Consider the following 18,868-nt stretch of genomic DNA (forward strand, 5'->3'; position numbering starts at 1 on the left):
CCACGGCGCCAGCAGCGTCGGCTTCAGCGACCAGACGAGCGTGGATCTTGTCCCAGGTTCCGTCCGTGCTGAACCGCTTGTGACGCTTCCAGATCGTCTGCCACGGCCCGAAGGACTCCGGCAGGTCCCGCCACGCCACCCCGGTCCGGAGCCGGTAGACGATGCCTTCGATCACCTGCCGGTGATCGCGGAACGGCCGTCCCCGCTGCCCGTCAGAGGAGGGCATCAGAGGCTCGACCCGAGCCCATTGAGCGTCAGTCAGCACAGCAGAACGCGACATGAGTCAACAATCCCGGACCGACCCCGCTGTCTTTAGGAGACACGCCCTAGCCGTCGAGTTCCGCGCGCATCGCTGCGGCCGCCTCGTCGATGATCTCCCGCATGGCGGCCTCGGCCGCGGCGGGATCACGGTCGCGCACGGTGCGGGCGACGGCGTCGTGCAGCGCGATCGCCTGGGGGTTGGGGCTGCTGGGCATCAGGCCGTGGTGGGTGCGGCCGGCCAGGATCTCGGAGACGACCCCCGCCAACGAGCGCAGCATCTCGTTGCCGGACGCGGCCAGCAGCGTGCGGTGGAACACGACGTCCGCCTCGAGGTAGGCCTCCAGGTCGCCGGAGCGCCCATGGACCACCAGGTCGCTGGCGGCGGAGGCGAGGGCGGCGCACTGCTCCGCGGTCGCGCGCTCGGCGGCCAGGCTCGCCGCGACCGGCTCGAAGCCGCGCCGGAGCTCGGACAGCGAGAGCAGCTGCGCGCTGCGCTCCGAGCTGTCGAGGCGCCAGCGGATCAGCAGCGGGTCGAAGACGTGCCAGTCGGCGCGCGGCTGCACGGTCACCCCGACCCGACGGCGTGACGCCACCAGACCCATCGTCACCTGGGTGCTCGCCGTACTGATCCGCCTGGCCACCGGCTCGGCCACGGTCGCGACGATCACCGCCTCCGCACTGGTCGTCGGCCTCGCCGAGGGCCTCAGCCAGGGCGAGACGTCACTCGTCGTCCTCGCCGTCGGCGCCGGCTCGGTCTTCTTCTCCCACGTCAACGACGCCGGCTTCTGGCTGGTGAAGGAGTACTTCGGGATCTCCGTCGGTCAGACCATCAAGACGTGGTCGGCCATGGAGACGATCCTGTCCGTCACCGGCCTGATCTTCGTCCTGCTCCTCAACATCGTGATCTAGCAGCCGGGCCACGGTCCGAGGGGCACGTGACAAGCGGAGAGCGAGCCCGACTACGAGCCCCCGAAGAGAGCGAACGTCTCGTTGAGCAGCGCGTTGAAGGCCTCGCCGGAGGCGTTGTAGTCCTCGATCGACCCGTGCTCGATCAGGATCAGCATCCCGGCCCCGTCCGAGCGGACGGCGCCGAAGATGCGACCGGTCACCGGCAGCGAGCTCTGCGAGTCGACGTAGGTGCCGTCGTAGTCCACCGAGGCCACGGACACGATCGAACCGGACGGGTTCGCGGGCTGTGGGTTGCTCAGCTCATAGGTGTACGACGAGGGCGGCAGCATCGCGTCGAGGTTCTGCTGGATCAGCGAACCGGACTCCAGCGAGGGGTCGCCCTGGCCGGTGAGGACGAACGCGTAGGCGCCCTCGCCGTCGATCATCTGGACCGCGAACTGTCCGGGATCGCCGGCCTCCCAGCCGGGAGGCACGTAGACCTGGAGACCGTTGCCGGGCAGGGTGACGAGACCGCCACCACCGGCGGGCGGGTCCACGGGCGGCTCGGGCTCGGGCTCGGGCTCGGGCGTCGGGGTCGGCTCGGCCGGCTCCGTCGGCTCGGCGGGGTCGGTCGGCTCGGCGGGCTCGGTCGGCGCCGGCGAGGCGGAACCGACCGGCTTGGGGTCGAGGATCCCGGAGTTCTGGTCACTGCCGGCGGAGGGCTTGTCCTCGTCGTCCCCGCCTCCGAAGACCAGCGCACCGATGCCACCGAGTGCACCCACCGCGACCACGCCGGCCACGATGAGCCCGATGGTCTTGCCCTTGCCGGAGCTGAAGTTCGAGCCGCCCGGAGGGGTCGGCACCGCGGAGCCGGGCGGCAGGCCCGGGAACTGCGGCGGGTAGCCCGGCTGGACCGGCGCAGCGGCATAGCCCTGCTGCGGCGGGTAGGGCTGCTGCGGTGCGGCGTACTGCGGCGGGTAGGGCTGCTGGGGCGCGGCGTAACCCGGCTGGACCGGCTGGACCGGCTGGCCCGGCTGGGGCACCGGCTGCTGGGGCGCCATCTGGGTCTCCGGGGAGGTCGGCTGCTGAGGCTGCTGGGGCTCGGTCACGGAGCACCCCCCGTCGTGCCGGTGCCGGTATCGGAGCCGGGGTCCGCCACCCCGACCGGGGCGTCGCCGGGCGATCCCATGCCGCGACGGGCCTGGTGCGACGACGACCGGACCGACGTGCCGCACACGATGCAGAAGTGGGAGCCGGCGAGCAGCATGTTCTCGCACTCGGGGCAGAAGCTCTCGACGAACGTCTCGCGCTTCGACGGGTCGGACTTGGCCGCCGCCTCGACGGCCGCCTCGAGCAGCGCCGCCTGCATCATCACGCGGATCCGGATGACCAGGACCACGAGGATCACGAAGCCCCACAGGAGCCCGATCAGCTGGCCGTAGGGCAGGTTCGCCGCGAGCCGCACACCCACCCAGTACAGGACGTTCATGACCATCGCGAAGCCGAGGTTCTTGACGTAGTAGCCGGTGAACCCGTCGTAGCCCTCGCCCTTGCCGGAGAAGGCCGCGACCGCGATCCCGCTCGCCGTGCCGTAGATCAGGGACTTGATGACCATCAGGTTGATGATCACGACGACCCAGGTGGCCAGGCCCTGGTCGGTGCGGATGTCGCCACTGGTGAAGACCGACCGGTAGAGGACGATCGTCTCGAAGGCGGCGTACGCCGTGCCGGCGGCGACGCCGAAGGTGAGCCCGTCGATCATGTCGTCGAACTGGGGCATCCGCGCCAGCAGGACTCCGGGCAGGTTCTTCACCAGCTCCGCCACCACCGGCAGCAGCACCGCGAAGATCAGCAGCGGGACGAGCGGGAACGAGTCCATGCCCATCCGCGACGACGCCGCGAACTCACGGAACTGGTCGGCGAAGACCCAGTCGAAGAAGAACAGCGAGACCAGGACCGAGAGGACGCCGGTCACCAGGAAGAGGCCGGCCACCACGGGGGCGGGCGCGTCCTCCCAGAGGTTCACGTCGTAGATGTAGACGAGGTAGGAGATCGGCACCAGGAACGCGGCTGCGGCGATCGCGATCGGCAGCAGGCCCAGGGCCGTCGCGCCGATGATCAGCACGGCGCTGATGATCATCGCCCAGCGGTAGTTGTCGGCCGTCTCCCGGTTGCTGTGCGGCATGATCGTGGAGATCACCGCGAACTGGTTGACGCCCTCGGAGGACTGCACCGCATAGGTCCGGGTGCTGCGGGACGAGGCGCGTTGCGAGGTCCCGCAGCGGTGACAGAACGCCGCAACGTCCGGGTTCTCGGACTGACAGGTGGGGCACGACACGACGGCTACCTCCCGGTAGAGACAGAGTCGGGACGCTCAGGGCGTCCACTCGCAGGCATGATGACAGCGGTTCGCCCGCTACGCGGGGTAACACGATCCAATTGCCGACCCCGGTATAGACCACGCGGCGATCGCCGGGCCCTTTACCCGCAATCCGGGCTAGGGCGGACTCTCGGTCACCTACATTGCACGCACTCTCGTGCACCCGAAGGACGGCCATGTCGACCACCGAGCGCGGCTCCCACCGCCGAGCCTCCCGCCTCCTCCTGCCCGTCGCGCTGGTGGTGCTCGCCACCACGATGTCGGCCTGCGACGAGCCCGCTGCCGTCGGCGGCGATGACGCCGGCGCGTCCAGCCTCACCGCCTCGGAGACGTGGACGCGGGGCAACCCGGACGACGCCCAGGGACGGCTGGCCGACCTCCAGTCCGCCATGGACGAGCTGCGCGGTGAGACCGGCTCGGGCTGGACCGCCCGCCAGGACGACGTCACGGGCTACCTCACCGACCTCTCGGGTGGCCGGTACGCCCCCCAGGACGGCGCCGACCTGCCCGAGGTCGTCACCGGCTTCTTCGGGTCGCACGGGCAGCAGCTGTTCGGCATCGGCTCCGCGGAGCTCACCCTCGGCGAGGAGGAGACGCTGCCCGGGACCGACCTGTCCTCGGTGCGCGCCCAGCAGGCGATCGACGGCGTGGACGTGCTGGATGCGCAGCTGGTGCTGTCCTTCACCACGGACACCACCGGATCCCGTCTCAACGCGGTGCGGGGCCGGGTCTTTCCCGACCTCAGCGTGACCACCGAGCCGCGCGTCTCCAAGGCGCGCGCGGAACGCGTCGTACGTCGCCAGTCCGGCGGGAGCGTCGCCGGGACGACGACGCTGGCGATCGTGCCCGACGCAGGCGGCACCCTCGTCTGGAAGGCGACCGCACTCGGCATCGCGTCCGGCCCCGAGGGCAGCGGTCTGGCCGACGCCATCTACCTGATCGACGCAACGACCGGCAGCGTCGTGTCGGTCCTGCCGGCGTCGGGACACGCTGAGCTGGCCCGCCTGGCCGGGGCGCCGGCCGGGATGCGGATCACCCCGGTACGCACCGCGCCGACCAACGCCGAGGGCGACGCCGTGGAGGTCCACGGCACCAACCCCCTGACCGGACCGCTGACCGCGGTCGGCAGGCAGACCCCCAACGGGGTCGAGCTCGTCGACACCACGGTGCCGACGTACGACCCCACGACCGGGGAGGGGGGCATCGAGACGTTCGACGCGAGCGGGGCCGGCGAGGGCGACCTGCCCGGCCAGCCGGTCATCGCCGACGGCACCCAGGTGGCCGACGAGGACGCCATCGCCGCCCACGCCTACGCCCGCTTCGTCTACGACTTCTACGCCGGCCTCGGCCGGCGGTCGTGGGACGGCGCCGGTGCCACGCTGCGCAGCTCGGTCAACTTCGGCCCGCCGGACTTCTGCAACGCCTTCTTCTCCTCGGCCATCGCCCAGATGACCTACGGCAACACCTGCACCGTCGACGGCCAGCCACAGGCGGCGGCCGGCTTCTCCATCGACACCGCGGGCCACGAGATCACGCACGGGGTGATCGACAGCACCGCCAACCTGATCTACTCCGGCGAGTCCGGGGCGATGAACGAGAGCTTCGCCGACTACCTCGGCAACGTGATCGGAAACCGCTACACGGGAGACGACAGCGACGCCTACTCCGAGCACCGCTGCGTCGGCATCACCCCGGAGACGAGGACCTGTCACCAGAACCCCGACGGCTCGGTCTCGGCGCGGTTCCTGCCCAACGGCGCGACGTACGCCGACTACCTGCGGCTGCTCCAGCCTGACTACGCGTCCTACATCAACGGCCTGGACCCCCAGGACAACGCAGGCGTGCACCTCAACTCGGCCATCTGGAACAACGCGCTGTGGTCGATCCGCAAGCGGCTCGTCCTGATCGACGGCGTCCCGGGCAACGAGTCCGAGCTCGCCACGGCCTTCGACCGGATCATCTACTACACGCTGACCACGCAGCTCAGCCCGACGTCGGGCTTCCTCGACGCGCGCTCGGCGATCGAGCAGGTCACCCGGGACTCGGGGGCGGACCCGGAGGTCCTCCGCGTCGTCCGCGAGGTCTTCGACCTCAACCTGCTGTGCGAGGGCTGCGTCGACCTGGGCCCGGTGCTGGGACAGCGCGTGGCCACCACCTCGAGCGGCGAGTTCTCCCCCATCGTCTCGGGCGACCGCATCGCCTGGATCGAGCCGGGTCAGGCGGAGGCCTTCTTCCTGGTCGGCACGCCGATGGCCGCCGACGTGGGCGGCGAGGCGGCCCCGCTGGGCACGGCGGCGGACGCCTCCGACATGGCCTTCGCCGGGGACGGCATGCTGGTCGTGAACGAGCGGACCGTGACGTTCTACGCGGCCGACGGCACCAGCACCGACCTCGCCGAGACCACGGACGCGACGCGCGGGGCCGGGACGGCCGGGTCGCCGCTGGGCGCGGCCTGGGCGACGGACGCCGAGGTGGTCTTCGTCGACCCCACCGGCACCGCCGTAAGCACCCCGGTGCCCGGCGGGGTGCCGGTGACGGCGCTGGCCACGGACGCGGGACAGGTCGTCTTCGGCAACTTCGACGGCGAGGTGTGGACGTGGACGCCGGGCTCGGAGGCGACGCTCCTCGGCACGGTGGACGCGCAGGTGACCGCGGTGGCGACCAACGGCGGTCGCGTGCTGGTCACCGACAACAGCTACGCCGCGACGCTGTTCGACGGCTCCGGGGCCACGCAGCTCTCTGCGAACGCCGCGCCCTTCGGGGCGGCCATGAACGACGGCTACGCGATCTGGCCGGAGGCGGTCGGACCCCTGCCGGACAAGGTGGCCGAGGGCAGCTCCTGGCCCGACACCGACCTCTACCTGTACTCCTTCGAGACCGGCACGACCTACAACCTGTTGGAGGAGACTGGGCAGCAGGGCTACCCGGCGTTGTCCGAGGGCCGCCTGGTCTGGCAGGACGCGGTCTACGGCAGCAACGACATCTTCACCGCCACGCTTCCCTCGGGTCTCTAGCACCGGGCATGAGCTCCCGCTGGCGCTACCTGGCGTCCTGGGTCCCGGCCCTGGTCGTCGTGCCGCTCGCCCTGGCCGGGGCGTACGTCGTGTCCGAACCGGAGGAGGAGTTCCCCGACCTGGTCCGCCTGCACCCGCTCGAGGTCGGCACCACGTGGGTCTACGCCGTGTCCGACCACGACCAGCCCTCGGGCACGCGCACCCGGCAGGTGCTCGGTGACTCGGGGCTGATCGACGAGAACGGGCTGGTCGAGGCGGTCCAGGTCTCGAGCGACTACAGCGACTACCCGGGCACGGGCGCGCAGTCCTCGGTGAGCTACCTGGGCTACCGCGGCGACTCGATCCTTCAGTACTCCCTGCGCACCGGGGTCACCGACCAGAAGCTGGAGCCACCCGCGCCGGCCTACCGGCTGCCGGTCGAGGAGGGCGCGTCCTGGAGCTACGAGGGCCTGCTCGCCGGCAGCACCACGATCTCCTTCGAGGTGACCCTCGAGGACATCGGCGACGTCGAGGTGGCCGGGCGCACCTTCGCCGACTGCGCCCACTACGTCAATGAGTTCGACCTCGTGTTCGATGACGGCACGCAGGGCGACCACGAGGTCAACGAGGAGTGGACCTGCCCCGGCTTCGGTCCCGTGCGGAGCCGCTCGGTCATCGAGGCGCAGGGCACCGACGTCACCGAGGAGCTGATCGAGTTCCACGGCGTCGACACCCACTGGCGGGCCGCGCCCGCCGACGACCTCGCCGAGCCGACCGACGTACCTCTGGGGACGACGGTGGGTCTGACCCCCGAGCGCACCAACACCGTGCCCGACGGCGAGATCTCCTCCGAGCTGGCGTGGAGCGACGCCCGGGACCAGCGGCTCTCGTTCGGCCCGGCCTCCGACGGCGAGGTGATGGTCGTGGGCGACATCGTCGGCGACGTCTCCGCCACCGAGGTGAGCACCGGGGCCGTACGCTGGCGGCTGGCCCTCCCGGGCCCGATCGTGGCACCGCCGGTGATCGTGGGCGACCTGGCCCTGCTGTCCGACTCCGCCAAGAACCTCGTCGCCGTCGACACCACGACGGGCGTGACCCGGTGGCTGCACCACTTCGACGACGTCGTCTCCGCGGCTCCGACGGCGCTCGGCTCGTCGCTGCTCGTGCCGACCGACGACGGGAGAGTGACGGCGCTGGACCTGGCCGACGGTGAGACCCGGTGGACCGATGACCGCACCGGCCCCGTGCGCTCCGCGCCCGCCCGCGCCGACGACCGGTGGTACGTCGCCGACCGCACCGGGGCGCTCACGGCGTACACGGAGGACGGTGAGGACGTCTGGTCGGTGGGGCTCGAGGACGCGCTGGCCGTCGGCCCGACGGTCACCGACGGCGTGGTGGTGGTGGCCGACGACGGCGGGACCATCTACGCCTTCGACGCCGACGACGGCGAGGTGGCCTGGCAGGCGCAGCCGCGGGACTACCCGGGCGAGGCCTTCGCCGCGTCCGACGGCGTGCTCGTGGTGGTGCAGGACGCCCGCCGCGTGGAGGCCTTCGACACCGCCGACGGCGACCTGCTGTGGAGCACGACCGAGGACGACCTGCGCAGCGCGCCGGTCATCGTCGGCGACCAGGTGGTGGCCGTCGCCTCGACCGGCGGCGTGGTGGTCCGCGACCTGGCGTCGGGATCCGTCACCGACCGGTGGCGCCTTCCCCTGGTGGCCGACGACGCCAAGGTCGACAGCGACATCGAGCCGGCCGTCGTCGGCGACGCCCTGGTGTTCGGGGCCGCGGTGAGCGCCACGGAGAACACCGCGGCGCTCTACGCCTACCCGCTCTCCGCTGCCGGGAGGACCCGCGGCGTCTACCTACGGGTCGAGGACGTCGTCGCGCTCGGCACCTCCCCGTCCGGCGTGCCCGCTGTCGACGGCGAGAACCTCTACGTCTCGGGCCTCGACTCCACGCTCTACCGGGGCACGGTCGGCGGGTCCGACCCCGAGAAGATCCACAGCAGCACCCAGTTCCAGCCGTCGCCGGCGGTCGGGCAGGGCCTCGTCGTGGCCCAGCTCGACGAGGAGTACGTCGCCTACCCGGTCGGGGGCGGCGACCCGCTCTGGACCTTCCCGGCGGTCGCGTCGTCGCCAGGCGTCCGCCCCGCGATCGGCGAGGACGCGGTCTTCCTCCCGCAGTACCAGGTCGGGCTCAGCGCGGTCGCCCTCGACGGCACCCCGCTGTGGAACAAGCCGCTGACCGGTGCGATCGCGCCGACCGGCCCGGTGGTGCTGCCCGGCGGTGACGTCGTCTACGGCGCCGCCGGACTCACCCGCTTCGACGCGGCCACGGGCGCCACCGTGTGGAGCGACCCGAGTGCGCTGCTGCCGGGCTTCCCGACGTACGACGACGGCGTGGTCTACGCCGGCGTGCTGCGCCAGAGCGGGGCCTCCGAGCTGGCGGCGTACGACGCCGGCGACGGCCGGCAGCTGTGGTCGGTGCCAGTGCCCGAGCAGCTGTTCGGCGGCGGTCCCGCCGCGGCCGACGGTGTGGTCGTCGACGTCGACGGCGCCGGCCTGGCCCGGGCCTTCGACGCCCGCGACGGCACCGAGCTCTGGAGCGTGCCGTCCACGAGCACCCCCGGCGGCTCGGCGGTCATCCTCGACGGACGGGTCTACCTCATGGAGCTGGGACGCACCGAGGACCTCTTCTCGCGCGACCTGCGCCTGAGCGTGCACGACCTCCGCACGGGACGGTTCCTGGCGGCGTACGAGCCGGCCACCACGCCGTTCCTCAGCGTCCCCGTGCTGGGCCTGGGCCCCGCCGGGACCGTGCTCGTGCCCAACGGCACCGACTTCGGCGCCCTCCTGGTGATGGAGCCGGCCTCATGACCGACCGTCCCGTCCCGCCGCCGCCTCCCCCGGCCCCGCCACCGCTCCCGCTCCCGCTCCCGCCCCCTCCGTACGTCGTGCCGGCGCCCACCGCGTCGCGGCGCTCGGCGATCGCCGGCCGGACCCGGGTCGTGGTCCGCCCGTTGTGGGAGACCACGCTGCGCGACCCCATCCGCGACGGGCACCTGCGCCTGGACGGCATGACCGGGACGCAGCGCCAGCTCGCCAAGGCCGGGCTGGTCGCGGTCGGCGTACTGCTGGTGTCGGTGCTCTTCAGCGACGTCTGGCGCCGCGGCGAGCTGCTGCACCTCTACTTCGAGCTCACCCCGACCTTCGTCCCCCGCGGGCTGATGCCGGTGACCCTGGTGACGCTGACCCTCGCCTGGGCGCTGCTGGTCTGGGGGGCGCTGTCCGCCTCGCCGCTGGTGAAGGTCTTCGTCGGCCTGATGTTCGGGCTGACCGGCACCGTCTTCCTCGCGCCGACGTCGATCAACACCTCGGGGTCGTGGATCCTCGACCACGGGCCGCTCGCCGTGAAGGTCGGCTACTACACGATCCTCGGCGCGCTCACGTTGTCCGTCGCGCTGCACTGGCTGCCTCGCGTCAACCGCTGGGCGGTGCACGTCCTGCGGCTCGTGACGCTGGCGGCGATGGCGGCGTTCTTCCTGACCAGCCTGTGGATCCACGTGGCCTACGTCGACCAGGGCTTCGACAGCACGGTCCAGTCGCTGGTCGGTGGGGCCATCGACCAGATCGACGCGTTCCTGCTCCCCCTCGTCTACGCCGCCGCGGTCGCCGTGGTGCGCTTCGGGCTCGACGTGTCCACCAGCCTGGCCACCGGGCTGGGCGAGCTCAGCGTGCGGGTGGTCCGGTGGCTGGTGCTCGCGCTGATCCTGGCCAAGCTGTGGTTCGTGCTGGTCTCCAAGTGGGGCTTCTGGACCGACTACGTCGTGGACCGGGCGCCGACGACCATCCGCACCGTGGTCTCGCTGGTGCTGCTGGCACTGCTGGTCTGGGCGGTCACGCGGTTCGCGACGACCACCGAGTTCGCCGCGGCCCGCGAGCGGCTGATCTACGGCAGCAGCGTGGCGCTGGGGCTGACCTTCATGGTGTCGGTGGCGGCCACCTGCGCGACCATCGCGGCCCTGACGATCTTCCACACCGAGAAGACGCCGCCCTTCACCGACTGGACCTCGAGCGACTGGTTCGTCGACTACGGCACGGTCAGCACGGCGGTCCTGGCGATCGTGGCCGGGATCTGGCTGCTGCGCCGGCACCGGTCGACCAAGGGCTCCGAGCTCGGCTCGGGCCTCGTCGTGGTCGGCGCGTGGAGCCTGCCGGCGCTGGTGCTCAACCTGCTCGCGGTGCCGTGGGGCTTCAGCGAGCAGCTCTTCGACGTGACGATCACCCTGGTGCTGCTGGTCCTGCTGCTCGTGTGGTGGCGGCGCTGGGAGGGGCCCGGGCTGGTGTCGGTCGCAGCCGTCACCGTCTTCGCCTGGCTGGTGATGAGCCGCGGCGACTACCTCGTCTGGCTCGGCGCCATCCTCGGCCTGCCCGCCGTACTCGTCACGGTCTTCGGCATCGCCTACGTCGTCGCCAGCGACTCCACCTTCGCCGCGGCCAGCTCCCGGCGCCTGCCGCAGGACTCCCGCGTGCTCCTGTTCGTCGGCTACCTGCTGTTCTCGGTCACGATCCTGCACTGGAACGTCACCTCCCACGGCTCGAGCACTGACTCCGACGCGGCCGCGGCGTTCTTCTACATCGGCATCCCCGTCGCGGCCTGGATGCTCGGGCGCCAGCTGGTCCCCCGCGCCGACGAGCTGGTCGAGGACGAACCGTCCGACGAGCCGCCTCCGCCGTTCGACCCGGCCCGGACCGTGCGCCGCCCCGACCGCCGGTGACGCCGGGCCGCGCTCAGGCCGCGTCGACCTTGCGGTGCCCGACGAGCACGACGCCCTCGACCACCTTGACGTCGTAGGCCGGAACGGAGACGTGGGCGTCGTCGAGGCACTTGCCGCTGCGCAGGTCGAAGGCGTGCTTGTGGGCGGGTGAGGCCACGAACGGTACGTCGCCCCGGGTGCCCACGATCCCGCGTGCGATCACCGACGCCTTGGCGAACGGGTCGTGGTTGCCGAGGGCGTAGACGTGGTCGTCCTGCGTCCGGAAGATCGCGATCGCCTGGCCGTGGACCAGCGCGGTCACACCGCGCTCGACCTCGAGCTCGGCCACCTGGCAGACCGGCTGCCACTCCTCTGCGTATGGGGAGCGAGGTGTCATCGCGACCTCCTTTCCGTGCTCTGGAACCTAGGTCGCGTGTGTGTGGGCGCTGTTTCGCCGTGTAACAGCCGTGAAAACGAATGCCTGCGGCCGCGCTTCGTAGACTCCGCCCGTGCCCACCGCTGTCGTCGTCCTCGCCGCCGGTTCCGGGACCCGCGTCGGCGCGGCCATCAACAAGGTCCTGCTGCCGCTCGGCGACCGTCCCGTGCTGGCCTGGTCGCTGCGCGACGCGCTCGCACTGCCCGACGTACGGCGGGTGGTGCTGGTGGTCCGCGACGGCGAGCAGGACGAGGTCGCGGCGGCGCTCGCGCCGTACGTGGGTGACCACGAGGTCGCCCTGGTCGTCGGTGGCGACACCCGGCACGCCTCGGAGTGGGCGGCCCTGCAGATGCTGGCGGCCGACATCCGCGCCGGTGACGTCGACGTCGTCGCGATCCACGACGCGGCCCGACCGCTCGCGGGGACGGCCCTCTTCACCGCGGTGATCGACGCCGCCCGCGCCCACGGGGGTGCGATCCCGGTCGCGCCGCTCGCGGGCCTGGTCCGCCGTGACGGCGGGCCGCTCCCGCCCGGGCGGCTGGCCGGGGTGCAGACACCGCAGGCGTTCCGCGCGGGCGAGCTGCTGGCGGCCTACGAGCAGGCGGCGGGCGACGGGTTCGAGGGCACCGACACGGCCGGCTGCGTGGCGCGCTACGGCAGCGCGCGGGTCGCCGCCGTCGCCGGCACGTCGCACAACCTCAAGATCACGTTCCCCGAGGACGTCGCGCTCGCCGACGCGGTCTCCCAGGCGGTCACGCAGGAGCAGTGAGCGCAGCCAGCAGCTCGACGTCGGCCAGGTCGGCGACCCGGCGGCCCTCGGGCGGGGCCTCGACGTACTCCACCGGGAACCGCGCCGCCAGCGCCCGGGCGAGCTCGACGAAGTCGAGGCTCGGCAGCCCGTCGAGGGCGGCGACGACGGCCGCGGGCAGCACGATCGGCGAGCAGACCGACCACAGGCCTTCCCGGTCGACGGTCTCGCCGACGAAGCCGTCGGCCACGGCCTTGACGGTGTCGGTGACCGGGCGGACCGCCACGACCACGGCACCGGTGGCGACCGAGCGCATCAGGCAGGCAGCGATGAAGGTCGCGGGCGTCATCGGGCACAGGCTGTCGTGGACGACGAACGGCTCGCCGCCGTCGACGAGTCCGGCCCACTCCGTGCCGAGGTCGACCGGCGTCACGCCGGAGTCGCCCAGCGCCCACGCGGCACAGGTCACCAGCGCCTCGCCGTGGAGCAGCGCGAAGGGCAGCGACCCGCGCTCCTCCTCGAGCACGACGCCGAGCGCCAGCAGCTCGTCGTCGTCGTCGTACGGCGTGGTCGTCATGGTCCGCCCAACCTACGACGAAGGCCCCCGGCGCAGCGCCGGGGGCCTTCGTCGTACGAACGGTCGATCAGGAGGCGAGGACCTCGTCGAGGATCGCCTCGGCCTTGTCCTCGTTGGTGTGCTCGGCCAGGGCCAGCTCGGAGACGAGGATCTGGCGAGCCTTCGCCAGCATCCGCTTCTCACCAGCGGAGAGGCCACGGTCACGCTCGCGGCGCCACAGGTCACGCACGACCTCGGCGACCTTCATGACGTCGCCGCTGTGCAGCTTCTCCAGGTTGGCCTTGTAACGACGCGACCAGTTGGTCGGCTCCTCGACGTGGGCGGCACGGAGGACGTCGAACACGCGCTCGAGGCCTTCCTTGTCGACGACGTCGCGGACTCCGACGAGGTCCAGGTTGCACGCGGGGACGCGCACGACGAGATCCTGCTGGGCGACGATCCGAAGGACGAGGTACTCCCGGTCCTCCCCCTTGATGGTCCGCATCTCGATGTCCTCGATGATGGCAGCCCCGTGATTTGGGTAAACGACCGTTTCGCCGACGGTGAAAGTCATATGTAATGAACCCCTTCCTAGGTGACCATTCTAACACGTCCCCGAAGCGGCTCTTCCCGCGTTTGTGCAGGTCAGAGGCCCTATCCAGGCTTGACAGATTCCGGGTTCATGTGGTGGACCCTGGTCCCACTTCCGGCCGGACGGCCCCGATCTGGCGACTATCCGGTTCGAATGGGCTTCCCCGGGCGCCGCGTGGTCGATACTGCTCGGATGGTGAAGACGCAGCGCTGGAAGCGACGCGGCTCCACCGGTGAGGCGACGGCCAAGACGGCCGACGGCACCGCGGACCAGGGTCCCCTCGACGGGGACACCCTGACCGAGGCCACGTTGGACTCCGATGCCCTGTCGCCCCCGGTGAGCCCGAGTCCCGAGCCGCAGCGGCGAGCCGCGGGCCGACTGAGGCTGCGGGACCGCGCGCCCGTGCTGCTGCTCCAGGCCGCGCACCCGCGGCAGGCGCTGCTGACCGGGCTCTTCGTGGGTGCCGCCGCGGCCGTGTCCGGGCGCCCCACGCGTGAGGTGGCCGTCGTCTTCGCGACCGTCCTGGTCGGCCAGGTGATCCTCGGCTGGCACAACGACCTCGTCGACCGGCGCCGCGACGCCCGTCACGAGACCCCCGGCAAGCCCCTGGCCGACGAGCGCCTCGACCCCGGTACGGCGTGGTTCGCGCTGACCTGCGCGGTGCTGCTCGTCGTACCCCTCTCGATCACGTCGGGCGTGACCGCCGGCAGTGCCTACCTGCTCTCACTGGTCGTGGGTCTGCTGGGCAACGTCGTGCTCCGCAAGGGCTTCTTCTCCTGGCTGCCCTGGGCGTTGTCCTACGGGCTGATCCCCGCCTTCTTGTCGTACGGCGGCTGGGGCGGCGAGTTCGAGGGCGACCCGCCCCGGATCCTCATGACCGCGCTCTTCGCGGCGCTGGGCGTCGGCGTGCACTTCCTGCGCGCACTGTGGGGCCTGGTGCCCGACAACGAGGACGGGTGGACCTACCTCCCGCTCAAGCTGGGGCTACGCCTCGGCGCGACCCGGCTGCTGATCCTCTCCGGGGTCTACACGGCGGTCGTCCTGCTCCTCATCGTCTTCGCCGCCACCTACTCCGGCCTGGCCCAGTAGGGGCCCGGCGCGGGCGCTAGGCTGACCGTGCTCATCGCCGCCCCGGCGCCCGATCGATCCCGAAGGCCCTGACGATGCATCATCGCCGCACTCTCGTGCTCGCCGTGGGAGCTCTTCTGCTCGCCACCCCCGCCCTCAGCTCCTGTGGCTTCAACCTGGCCACCGACCGGGTCAACACCACTCAGCACGGCGCCACCAACCGCGACAAGGCGGTCGACGTGCTGGCGGCGGTGATCATCGCCGAGCAGCCCGGGACGGGCACGCTCAGTGCGCGCCTGGTCAACAACTCCGACGGGCCCACGGAGCTCACCGAGATCGCGGGCGCCGAGGCCACGCTGAGCGTCAGCAGCATCGAGCCGACCGAGATCGCCTCCGGACGCGCGCTGGCGGTCGCCGACCTGGGCGAGGGCATCCGGGTCGACGGCGACTACGTGGCCGGTGAGGTCGTGCCGCTGACGATGACGTTCTCCAACGGCGACCAGGTGACGCTCGACGTACCCGTCGTCAAGGCCTGCGACATCTACGCCGACGTCGAGCAGGCGCCGCCCGTCGAGAGCGAGACGGGCGAGTCCGGGGAGACCGAGGCCGAGGCCTACTCCTGCGAGTCCCACGACGAAGGCGGTCACTGAGCCGTGAGCCACACCCTGATCCTGCTCCGCCACGGCGAGAGCGAGTGGAACGCCAAGAACCTCTTCACCGGCTGGGTCGACGTCGCGCTGACCGAGAAGGGCCGCGCCGAGGCCGTGCGCGGAGGCCAGCTGATGCGCGAGGCCGGCGTCCTGCCCGACGTCGTACACACCTCGCTCCAGCGGCGCGCGATCAACACCGCCTACCTCTCCCTCGACGCGGCCGACCGCCACTGGATCCCGGTGAAGCGCTCCTGGCGCCTCAACGAGCGTCACTACGGCGCGCTGCAGGGCAAGAACAAGAAGGAGACGCTGGAGGAGTACGGCGAGGAGCAGTTCATGCTCTGGCGCCGCAGCTTCGACACGCCTCCGCCCCCGATCGCCGACGACGACGAGTGGTCGCAGGCCGGCCTTCCTCAGTACGCCGACCTCGGTGACGAGATGCCCCGCACCGAGTGCCTCAAGGACGTCATCGAGCGGATGCTCCCCTACTGGGAGTCCGACATCACCACCGACCTCACCGCCGGCAAGACGGTCCTGGTGGCCGCCCACGGCAACAGCCTGCGCGGCATCGTCAAGCACCTCGACGACATCAGTGACGCCGACATCGCCGGCCTCAACATCCCCACCGGGATGCCCCTGGTCTACGAGCTCGACGACTCGTTCGCCCCGCTCAAGGTCGGCGGCACCTACCTCGACCCCGAGGCCGCGGCCGCCGCTGCCGCCGCCGTGGCCAACCAGGGTCGCTGACCTTCACGCAACGCACCCCCGATTGACCGCTCCGTCGGGATAGTCCCTAACATCAGAGCCACTAAGAGCCCTCTCAGTCGCTCTGATGTTGGGGACTATCCCGCGCAGAGGGTCAGCGGGTGGGTGGTCACTCAGCACGTACGGCGCTGGGGTTGTGGCCGGTGACAACGAAGACGACGCGGTTGGCGACGGAGACGGCGTGGTCGGCGATCCGCTCGTAGTAGCGACCGAGCAGGGCGATGTCGACCGCGGCTTCGACGCCGTGCGGCCAGTCCTCCGAGAGCAGCTGGGTGAAGCTCTTGCGGCGCAGCTGGTCCATGACCTCGTCGTCGCGGCCGAGGGAGATGGCCGCCTCGACGTCGCGGCCGAGGATGATCTGGGCGACCCGGCGCACCATGTCCTCGGCGACCTCGGCCATCCGGGCGATGGTCGGCTGGATCTCGACGGGTACGGCGACCTGGGGCACCCGGAGCCGGGCGATCTTGGCGACGTGGACCGAGAGGTCGCCCATCCGCTCGAGCTCGGAGACCATCCGCAGCGCCGAGACGACGGTACGCAGGTCCCCGGCCACGGGCTGCTGGAGGGAGAGCAGCGAGAACGCCGTCTCCTCCACGCGCTCGCGGGCCCGGTCGATCTCGATGTCACCGCTGATGACCTGCTCGGCGATGGCGGCGTCCCCGGTCATCAGGGCCTCGGTGGCCAGGGTCACCGCCTTCTCCACCTGGTGGCAGATCTCGGCGAGGTCGGCGAAGACGCTGTCGAGCTGTTCATGGAAGTGCTCACGCATGTGGAGAGCCTAAGAGGGCGAGGTGACCAGTGGGGGTCGATCCGTGAACGAGCGGTGAACACTCGGAAGGCGGGGTCCGGCTGGCGAAATCGCGATGAACTCGGCCGTACGCTTCAAGTGTGGACCCGACGACGCAGGCGTTTCTCGCCGCGCTCATGGGTGCGGTCGTCGCCGGCGGCGCCGTGCTCGCCTGGGCCATCAGCGACCGGCAGCAGCACGACCTCCCCGAGACCGACGAGCCGGTCGTACCGCCGGGGGTCGCTGCCGTGCTCTCCGTCCTGCGCAGCAGCGCGGTCGTGGTCGACGACGCCGACGTCGTGCTCAAGGCCTCCGCGCCGGCGTACGCCTTCGGGCTGGTCCGCGGCACGCAGCTGGTCTCCCGCGAGCTGGCCGACCTGGTCAGCCAGGTTCGCCGCGACGGCCAGATCCGCGAGACCGAGCTGGTGATGGTGCGCGCGGTCGGCCCGGCGCGCCACGTGACCGCCCGGGTGGCGCCGCTCGGCTCCCGGCTGGTGCTGGCACTGGTCGAGGACCGGACCCGCGAGCGCCGCGTCGAGGCCGTACGTCGCGACTTCGTGGCCAACGTCAGTCACGAGCTCAAGACCCCGGTGGGCGCGATCCGGCTGCTGTCCGAGGCGGTGCACGAGGCCGCGGACGACCCGGAAGCGGTCAAGCGCTTCGCCAACCGGATGCTCACCGAGAGCGACCGGCTGTCGCGCCTGGTGCAGCAGGTCATCGAGCTATCCCGGCTCCAGGGCGACGACCCGCCCGACTCCCCCGCGCCGGTCCCGCTCGACCACGTGATCGAGGTCGCGATCGACACCAGCGCGATCGACGCGGCCTCCAAGAGGATCTCGATCGTCAGCAGCGGCACCCGCGGGCTGCAGGTGCTGGGCAGCGACGAACAGATCACCGCCGCGGTCGCCAACCTCGTGGCCAACGCCGTCGCCTACTCCGAGCCCGACTCGACGGTCCTGGTCGCGACCAAGCAGACCGACGGCGTCGTGGAGATCTCGGTCGTCGACCAGGGCATCGGCATCCCCAACCGGGAGATCGACCGGATCTTCGAGCGCTTCTACCGCGTCGACCCCGCCCGCCACCGCTCGACCGGCGGCACCGGCCTGGGTCTCTCGATCGTCAAGCACGTCGCCGCCACGCACGGCGGGGACATCCGGGTGTGGTCGGCGGAGGGCCAAGGCTCGACGTTCACCCTCACGCTGCCCCACCATTCATTCAACGGCATCGCCGGCAGGACCTACCAGGAGGAGAGCCAGTGACGCGTGTACTCGTCGTCGAGGACGAAGAGAGCTACAGCGACGCGCTCGCCTACATGCTCCGCAAGGAGGGCTTCGAGGTGGCCATCGCCGCCGACGGACACGCGGCGCTGACCGAGTTCGACCGCAACGGCGCCGACATCGTGCTGCTGGACCTGATGCTGCCGGGCATCCCCGGGACCGAGGTGTGCCGCACCATCCGCCAGACGTCCAACGTCCCGGTGATCATGGTCAGCGCCAAGGACGACGAGGTCGACAAGGTGGTCGGGCTCGAGCTCGGCGCCGACGACTACGTCACCAAGCCCTACTCGCCGCGTGAGCTGGTCGCCCGCATCCGCGCCGTACTGCGTCGCGGCCTCGACCCGGACCTGGCGCCCGACACCCTCGAGGCCGGCCCGGTCCGCATGGACGTCGAGCGCCACGTCGTGACCGTCGACGGCACCGAGCAGCGGCTGCCGCTCAAGGAGTTCGAGCTGCTCGAGATGTTCCTGCGCAACCCCGGCCGGGTGCTCACCCGCGGCCAGCTCATCGACCGCGTCTGGGGCTCCGACTACGTCGGCGACACCAAGACCCTCGACGTCCACGTGAAGCGGCTGCGCGCCAAGCTCGAGCCCGAGCCCAGCGAGCCGAAGTACCTCGTGACCGTGCGCGGACTGGGCTACAAGCTCGACTTGTAGGCGACTGTCCGCATCTCGCGCATCGACGTCCGAATCCCGCGTGTCGGGTGTC

Annotated in this window: 17 protein-coding genes and 1 pseudogene; 10 read left to right on the forward strand and 8 right to left on the reverse strand. The window is 71.4% G+C overall.

Annotation, left to right across the window (positions count from 1 at the left end):
• Together BLR90_RS20680 and BLR90_RS21435 are read right to left on the reverse strand one after the other, a co-directional pair.
• Positions 1-226: transposase (locus tag BLR90_RS20680; protein WP_176943976.1), on the reverse strand; the 226-nt coding region annotated here is incomplete at its 3' end.
• A 100-nt stretch (positions 227-326) separates the two neighbouring features.
• Positions 327-854, reverse strand: coding sequence for a FadR/GntR family transcriptional regulator (locus tag BLR90_RS21435; protein WP_245715219.1), 528 nt, complete (start codon positions 852-854; stop codon positions 327-329).
• A gap of 7 nt (positions 855-861) precedes the next feature.
• Here BLR90_RS21435 and BLR90_RS21440 point away from each other — a divergent pair.
• Positions 862-1,170 (forward strand): annotated as a pseudogene (locus BLR90_RS21440) (GntT/GntP/DsdX family permease); the annotation flags it as partial.
• A gap of 50 nt (positions 1,171-1,220) precedes the next feature.
• Here the strand turns inward: BLR90_RS21440 and BLR90_RS21640 are convergent.
• Both BLR90_RS21640 and BLR90_RS08550 read right to left on the reverse strand, forming a co-directional pair.
• Positions 1,221-2,258, reverse strand: coding sequence for a hypothetical protein (locus BLR90_RS21640; protein ID WP_091024567.1), 1,038 nt, complete (start codon positions 2,256-2,258; stop codon positions 1,221-1,223).
• On the reverse strand, positions 2,255-3,382 hold the full coding sequence (locus tag BLR90_RS08550; RefSeq protein ID WP_091024569.1) for a PrsW family glutamic-type intramembrane protease: 1,128 nt from the start codon (positions 3,380-3,382) through the stop codon (positions 2,255-2,257). The genes BLR90_RS21640 and BLR90_RS08550 overlap by 4 nt, the downstream gene beginning before the upstream one ends.
• A gap of 323 nt (positions 3,383-3,705) precedes the next feature.
• Between BLR90_RS08550 and BLR90_RS08555 the strand changes: the two genes are divergently transcribed.
• From BLR90_RS08555 to BLR90_RS08565, 3 genes are read left to right on the forward strand one after another with little or no spacing between them, the layout of a single operon-like run.
• On the forward strand, positions 3,706-6,543 hold the full coding sequence (locus BLR90_RS08555; protein ID WP_091024571.1) for a M4 family metallopeptidase: 2,838 nt from the start codon (positions 3,706-3,708) through the stop codon (positions 6,541-6,543).
• A gap of 8 nt (positions 6,544-6,551) precedes the next feature.
• The gene (locus tag BLR90_RS08560; RefSeq protein WP_091024573.1) at positions 6,552-9,401 is read left to right on the forward strand and encodes an outer membrane protein assembly factor BamB family protein; all 2,850 of its coding nucleotides are present in this window, start codon (positions 6,552-6,554) and stop codon (positions 9,399-9,401) included.
• Positions 9,398-11,302 (forward strand): hypothetical protein, encoded by a 1,905-nt coding sequence (locus BLR90_RS08565; RefSeq protein ID WP_091024575.1) that lies wholly within the window; start codon positions 9,398-9,400, stop codon positions 11,300-11,302. The genes BLR90_RS08560 and BLR90_RS08565 overlap by 4 nt, the downstream gene beginning before the upstream one ends.
• Before the next feature lie 13 nt (positions 11,303-11,315).
• Here BLR90_RS08565 and nirD read toward each other — a convergent pair whose 3' ends face one another.
• Complete coding sequence (gene nirD / locus BLR90_RS08570) at positions 11,316-11,678, reverse strand: nitrite reductase small subunit NirD (protein WP_091024577.1); 363 nt, start codon at positions 11,676-11,678, stop codon at positions 11,316-11,318.
• A gap of 112 nt (positions 11,679-11,790) precedes the next feature.
• Between nirD and BLR90_RS08575 the strand changes: the two genes are divergently transcribed.
• Positions 11,791-12,486 (forward strand): IspD/TarI family cytidylyltransferase, encoded by a 696-nt coding sequence (locus BLR90_RS08575; RefSeq protein ID WP_091024579.1) that lies wholly within the window; start codon positions 11,791-11,793, stop codon positions 12,484-12,486.
• Here BLR90_RS08575 and BLR90_RS08580 read toward each other — a convergent pair.
• Positions 12,470-13,042 (reverse strand): 2-C-methyl-D-erythritol 4-phosphate cytidylyltransferase, encoded by a 573-nt coding sequence (locus tag BLR90_RS08580; RefSeq protein WP_091024580.1) that lies wholly within the window; start codon positions 13,040-13,042, stop codon positions 12,470-12,472. The two genes, BLR90_RS08575 and BLR90_RS08580, sit on opposite strands and share 17 nt — an antisense overlap.
• Before the next feature lie 67 nt (positions 13,043-13,109).
• Positions 13,110-13,595 (reverse strand): CarD family transcriptional regulator, encoded by a 486-nt coding sequence (locus BLR90_RS08585; RefSeq protein ID WP_091024583.1) that lies wholly within the window; start codon positions 13,593-13,595, stop codon positions 13,110-13,112.
• Positions 13,596-13,805: 210 nt separating this feature from the next.
• Between BLR90_RS08585 and BLR90_RS08590 the strand changes: the two genes are divergently transcribed.
• The 3 genes from BLR90_RS08590 to BLR90_RS08600 all read left to right on the forward strand — a co-directional run bounded on the left by BLR90_RS08590 (position 13,806) and on the right by BLR90_RS08600 (position 16,078).
• The gene (locus BLR90_RS08590; protein WP_091024585.1) at positions 13,806-14,702 is read left to right on the forward strand and encodes a UbiA family prenyltransferase; all 897 of its coding nucleotides are present in this window, start codon (positions 13,806-13,808) and stop codon (positions 14,700-14,702) included.
• Positions 14,703-14,776: 74 nt separating this feature from the next.
• Positions 14,777-15,331, forward strand: coding sequence for a hypothetical protein (locus tag BLR90_RS08595; RefSeq protein WP_143016161.1), 555 nt, complete (start codon positions 14,777-14,779; stop codon positions 15,329-15,331).
• A gap of 3 nt (positions 15,332-15,334) precedes the next feature.
• Positions 15,335-16,078 (forward strand): phosphoglyceromutase, encoded by a 744-nt coding sequence (locus BLR90_RS08600; RefSeq protein ID WP_091024589.1) that lies wholly within the window; start codon positions 15,335-15,337, stop codon positions 16,076-16,078.
• 127 nt (positions 16,079-16,205) lie between these two features.
• On the opposite strand, the gene phoU is transcribed toward BLR90_RS08600, so the two are convergent.
• Positions 16,206-16,865 carry a phosphate signaling complex protein PhoU gene (gene phoU / locus BLR90_RS08605; protein WP_091024591.1) on the reverse strand — a complete coding sequence of 220 codons (660 nt, stop codon included), beginning with the start codon at positions 16,863-16,865 and terminating at the stop codon, positions 16,206-16,208.
• Positions 16,866-16,984: 119 nt separating this feature from the next.
• On the opposite strand from phoU, the gene BLR90_RS08610 reads away from it, so the two are divergent.
• Together BLR90_RS08610 and BLR90_RS08615 are read left to right on the forward strand one after the other, a co-directional pair.
• Positions 16,985-18,142, forward strand: a complete 1,158-nt coding sequence (locus BLR90_RS08610; RefSeq protein WP_091024592.1) for a sensor histidine kinase — start codon at positions 16,985-16,987, stop codon at positions 18,140-18,142.
• Complete coding sequence (locus BLR90_RS08615) at positions 18,139-18,816, forward strand: response regulator transcription factor (protein ID WP_091024594.1); 678 nt, start codon at positions 18,139-18,141, stop codon at positions 18,814-18,816. The genes BLR90_RS08610 and BLR90_RS08615 overlap by 4 nt, the downstream gene beginning before the upstream one ends.
• The last annotated feature ends 52 nt before the right edge of the window (positions 18,817-18,868 follow it).

Origin of the sequence: Nocardioides szechwanensis (genome assembly GCF_900103935.1) — a bacterium.
Classification (GTDB): Bacteria; Actinomycetota; Actinomycetes; order Propionibacteriales; family Nocardioidaceae; genus Nocardioides; species Nocardioides szechwanensis.

Bases quoted from the DNA above. Each gene is read 5' to 3' on its own strand.
- BLR90_RS08555 (WP_091024571.1), top strand. From the start codon at position 3,706: ATGTCGACCACCGAGCGCGGCTCCCACCGCCGAGCCTCCCGCCTCCTC.
- BLR90_RS08560 (WP_091024573.1), top strand. From the start codon at position 6,552: ATGAGCTCCCGCTGGCGCTACCTGGCGTCCTGGGTCCCGGCCCTGGTC.
- BLR90_RS08565 (WP_091024575.1), top strand. From the start codon at position 9,398: ATGACCGACCGTCCCGTCCCGCCGCCGCCTCCCCCGGCCCCGCCACCG.
- nirD (WP_091024577.1), bottom strand. From the start codon at position 11,678: ATGACACCTCGCTCCCCATACGCAGAGGAGTGGCAGCCGGTCTGCCAG.
- BLR90_RS08580 (WP_091024580.1), bottom strand. From the start codon at position 13,042: ATGACGACCACGCCGTACGACGACGACGACGAGCTGCTGGCGCTCGGC.
- BLR90_RS08585 (WP_091024583.1), bottom strand. From the start codon at position 13,595: ATGACTTTCACCGTCGGCGAAACGGTCGTTTACCCAAATCACGGGGCT.
- BLR90_RS08590 (WP_091024585.1), top strand. From the start codon at position 13,806: ATGGTGAAGACGCAGCGCTGGAAGCGACGCGGCTCCACCGGTGAGGCG.
- BLR90_RS08595 (WP_143016161.1), top strand. From the start codon at position 14,777: ATGCATCATCGCCGCACTCTCGTGCTCGCCGTGGGAGCTCTTCTGCTC.
- phoU (WP_091024591.1), bottom strand. From the start codon at position 16,865: ATGCGTGAGCACTTCCATGAACAGCTCGACAGCGTCTTCGCCGACCTC.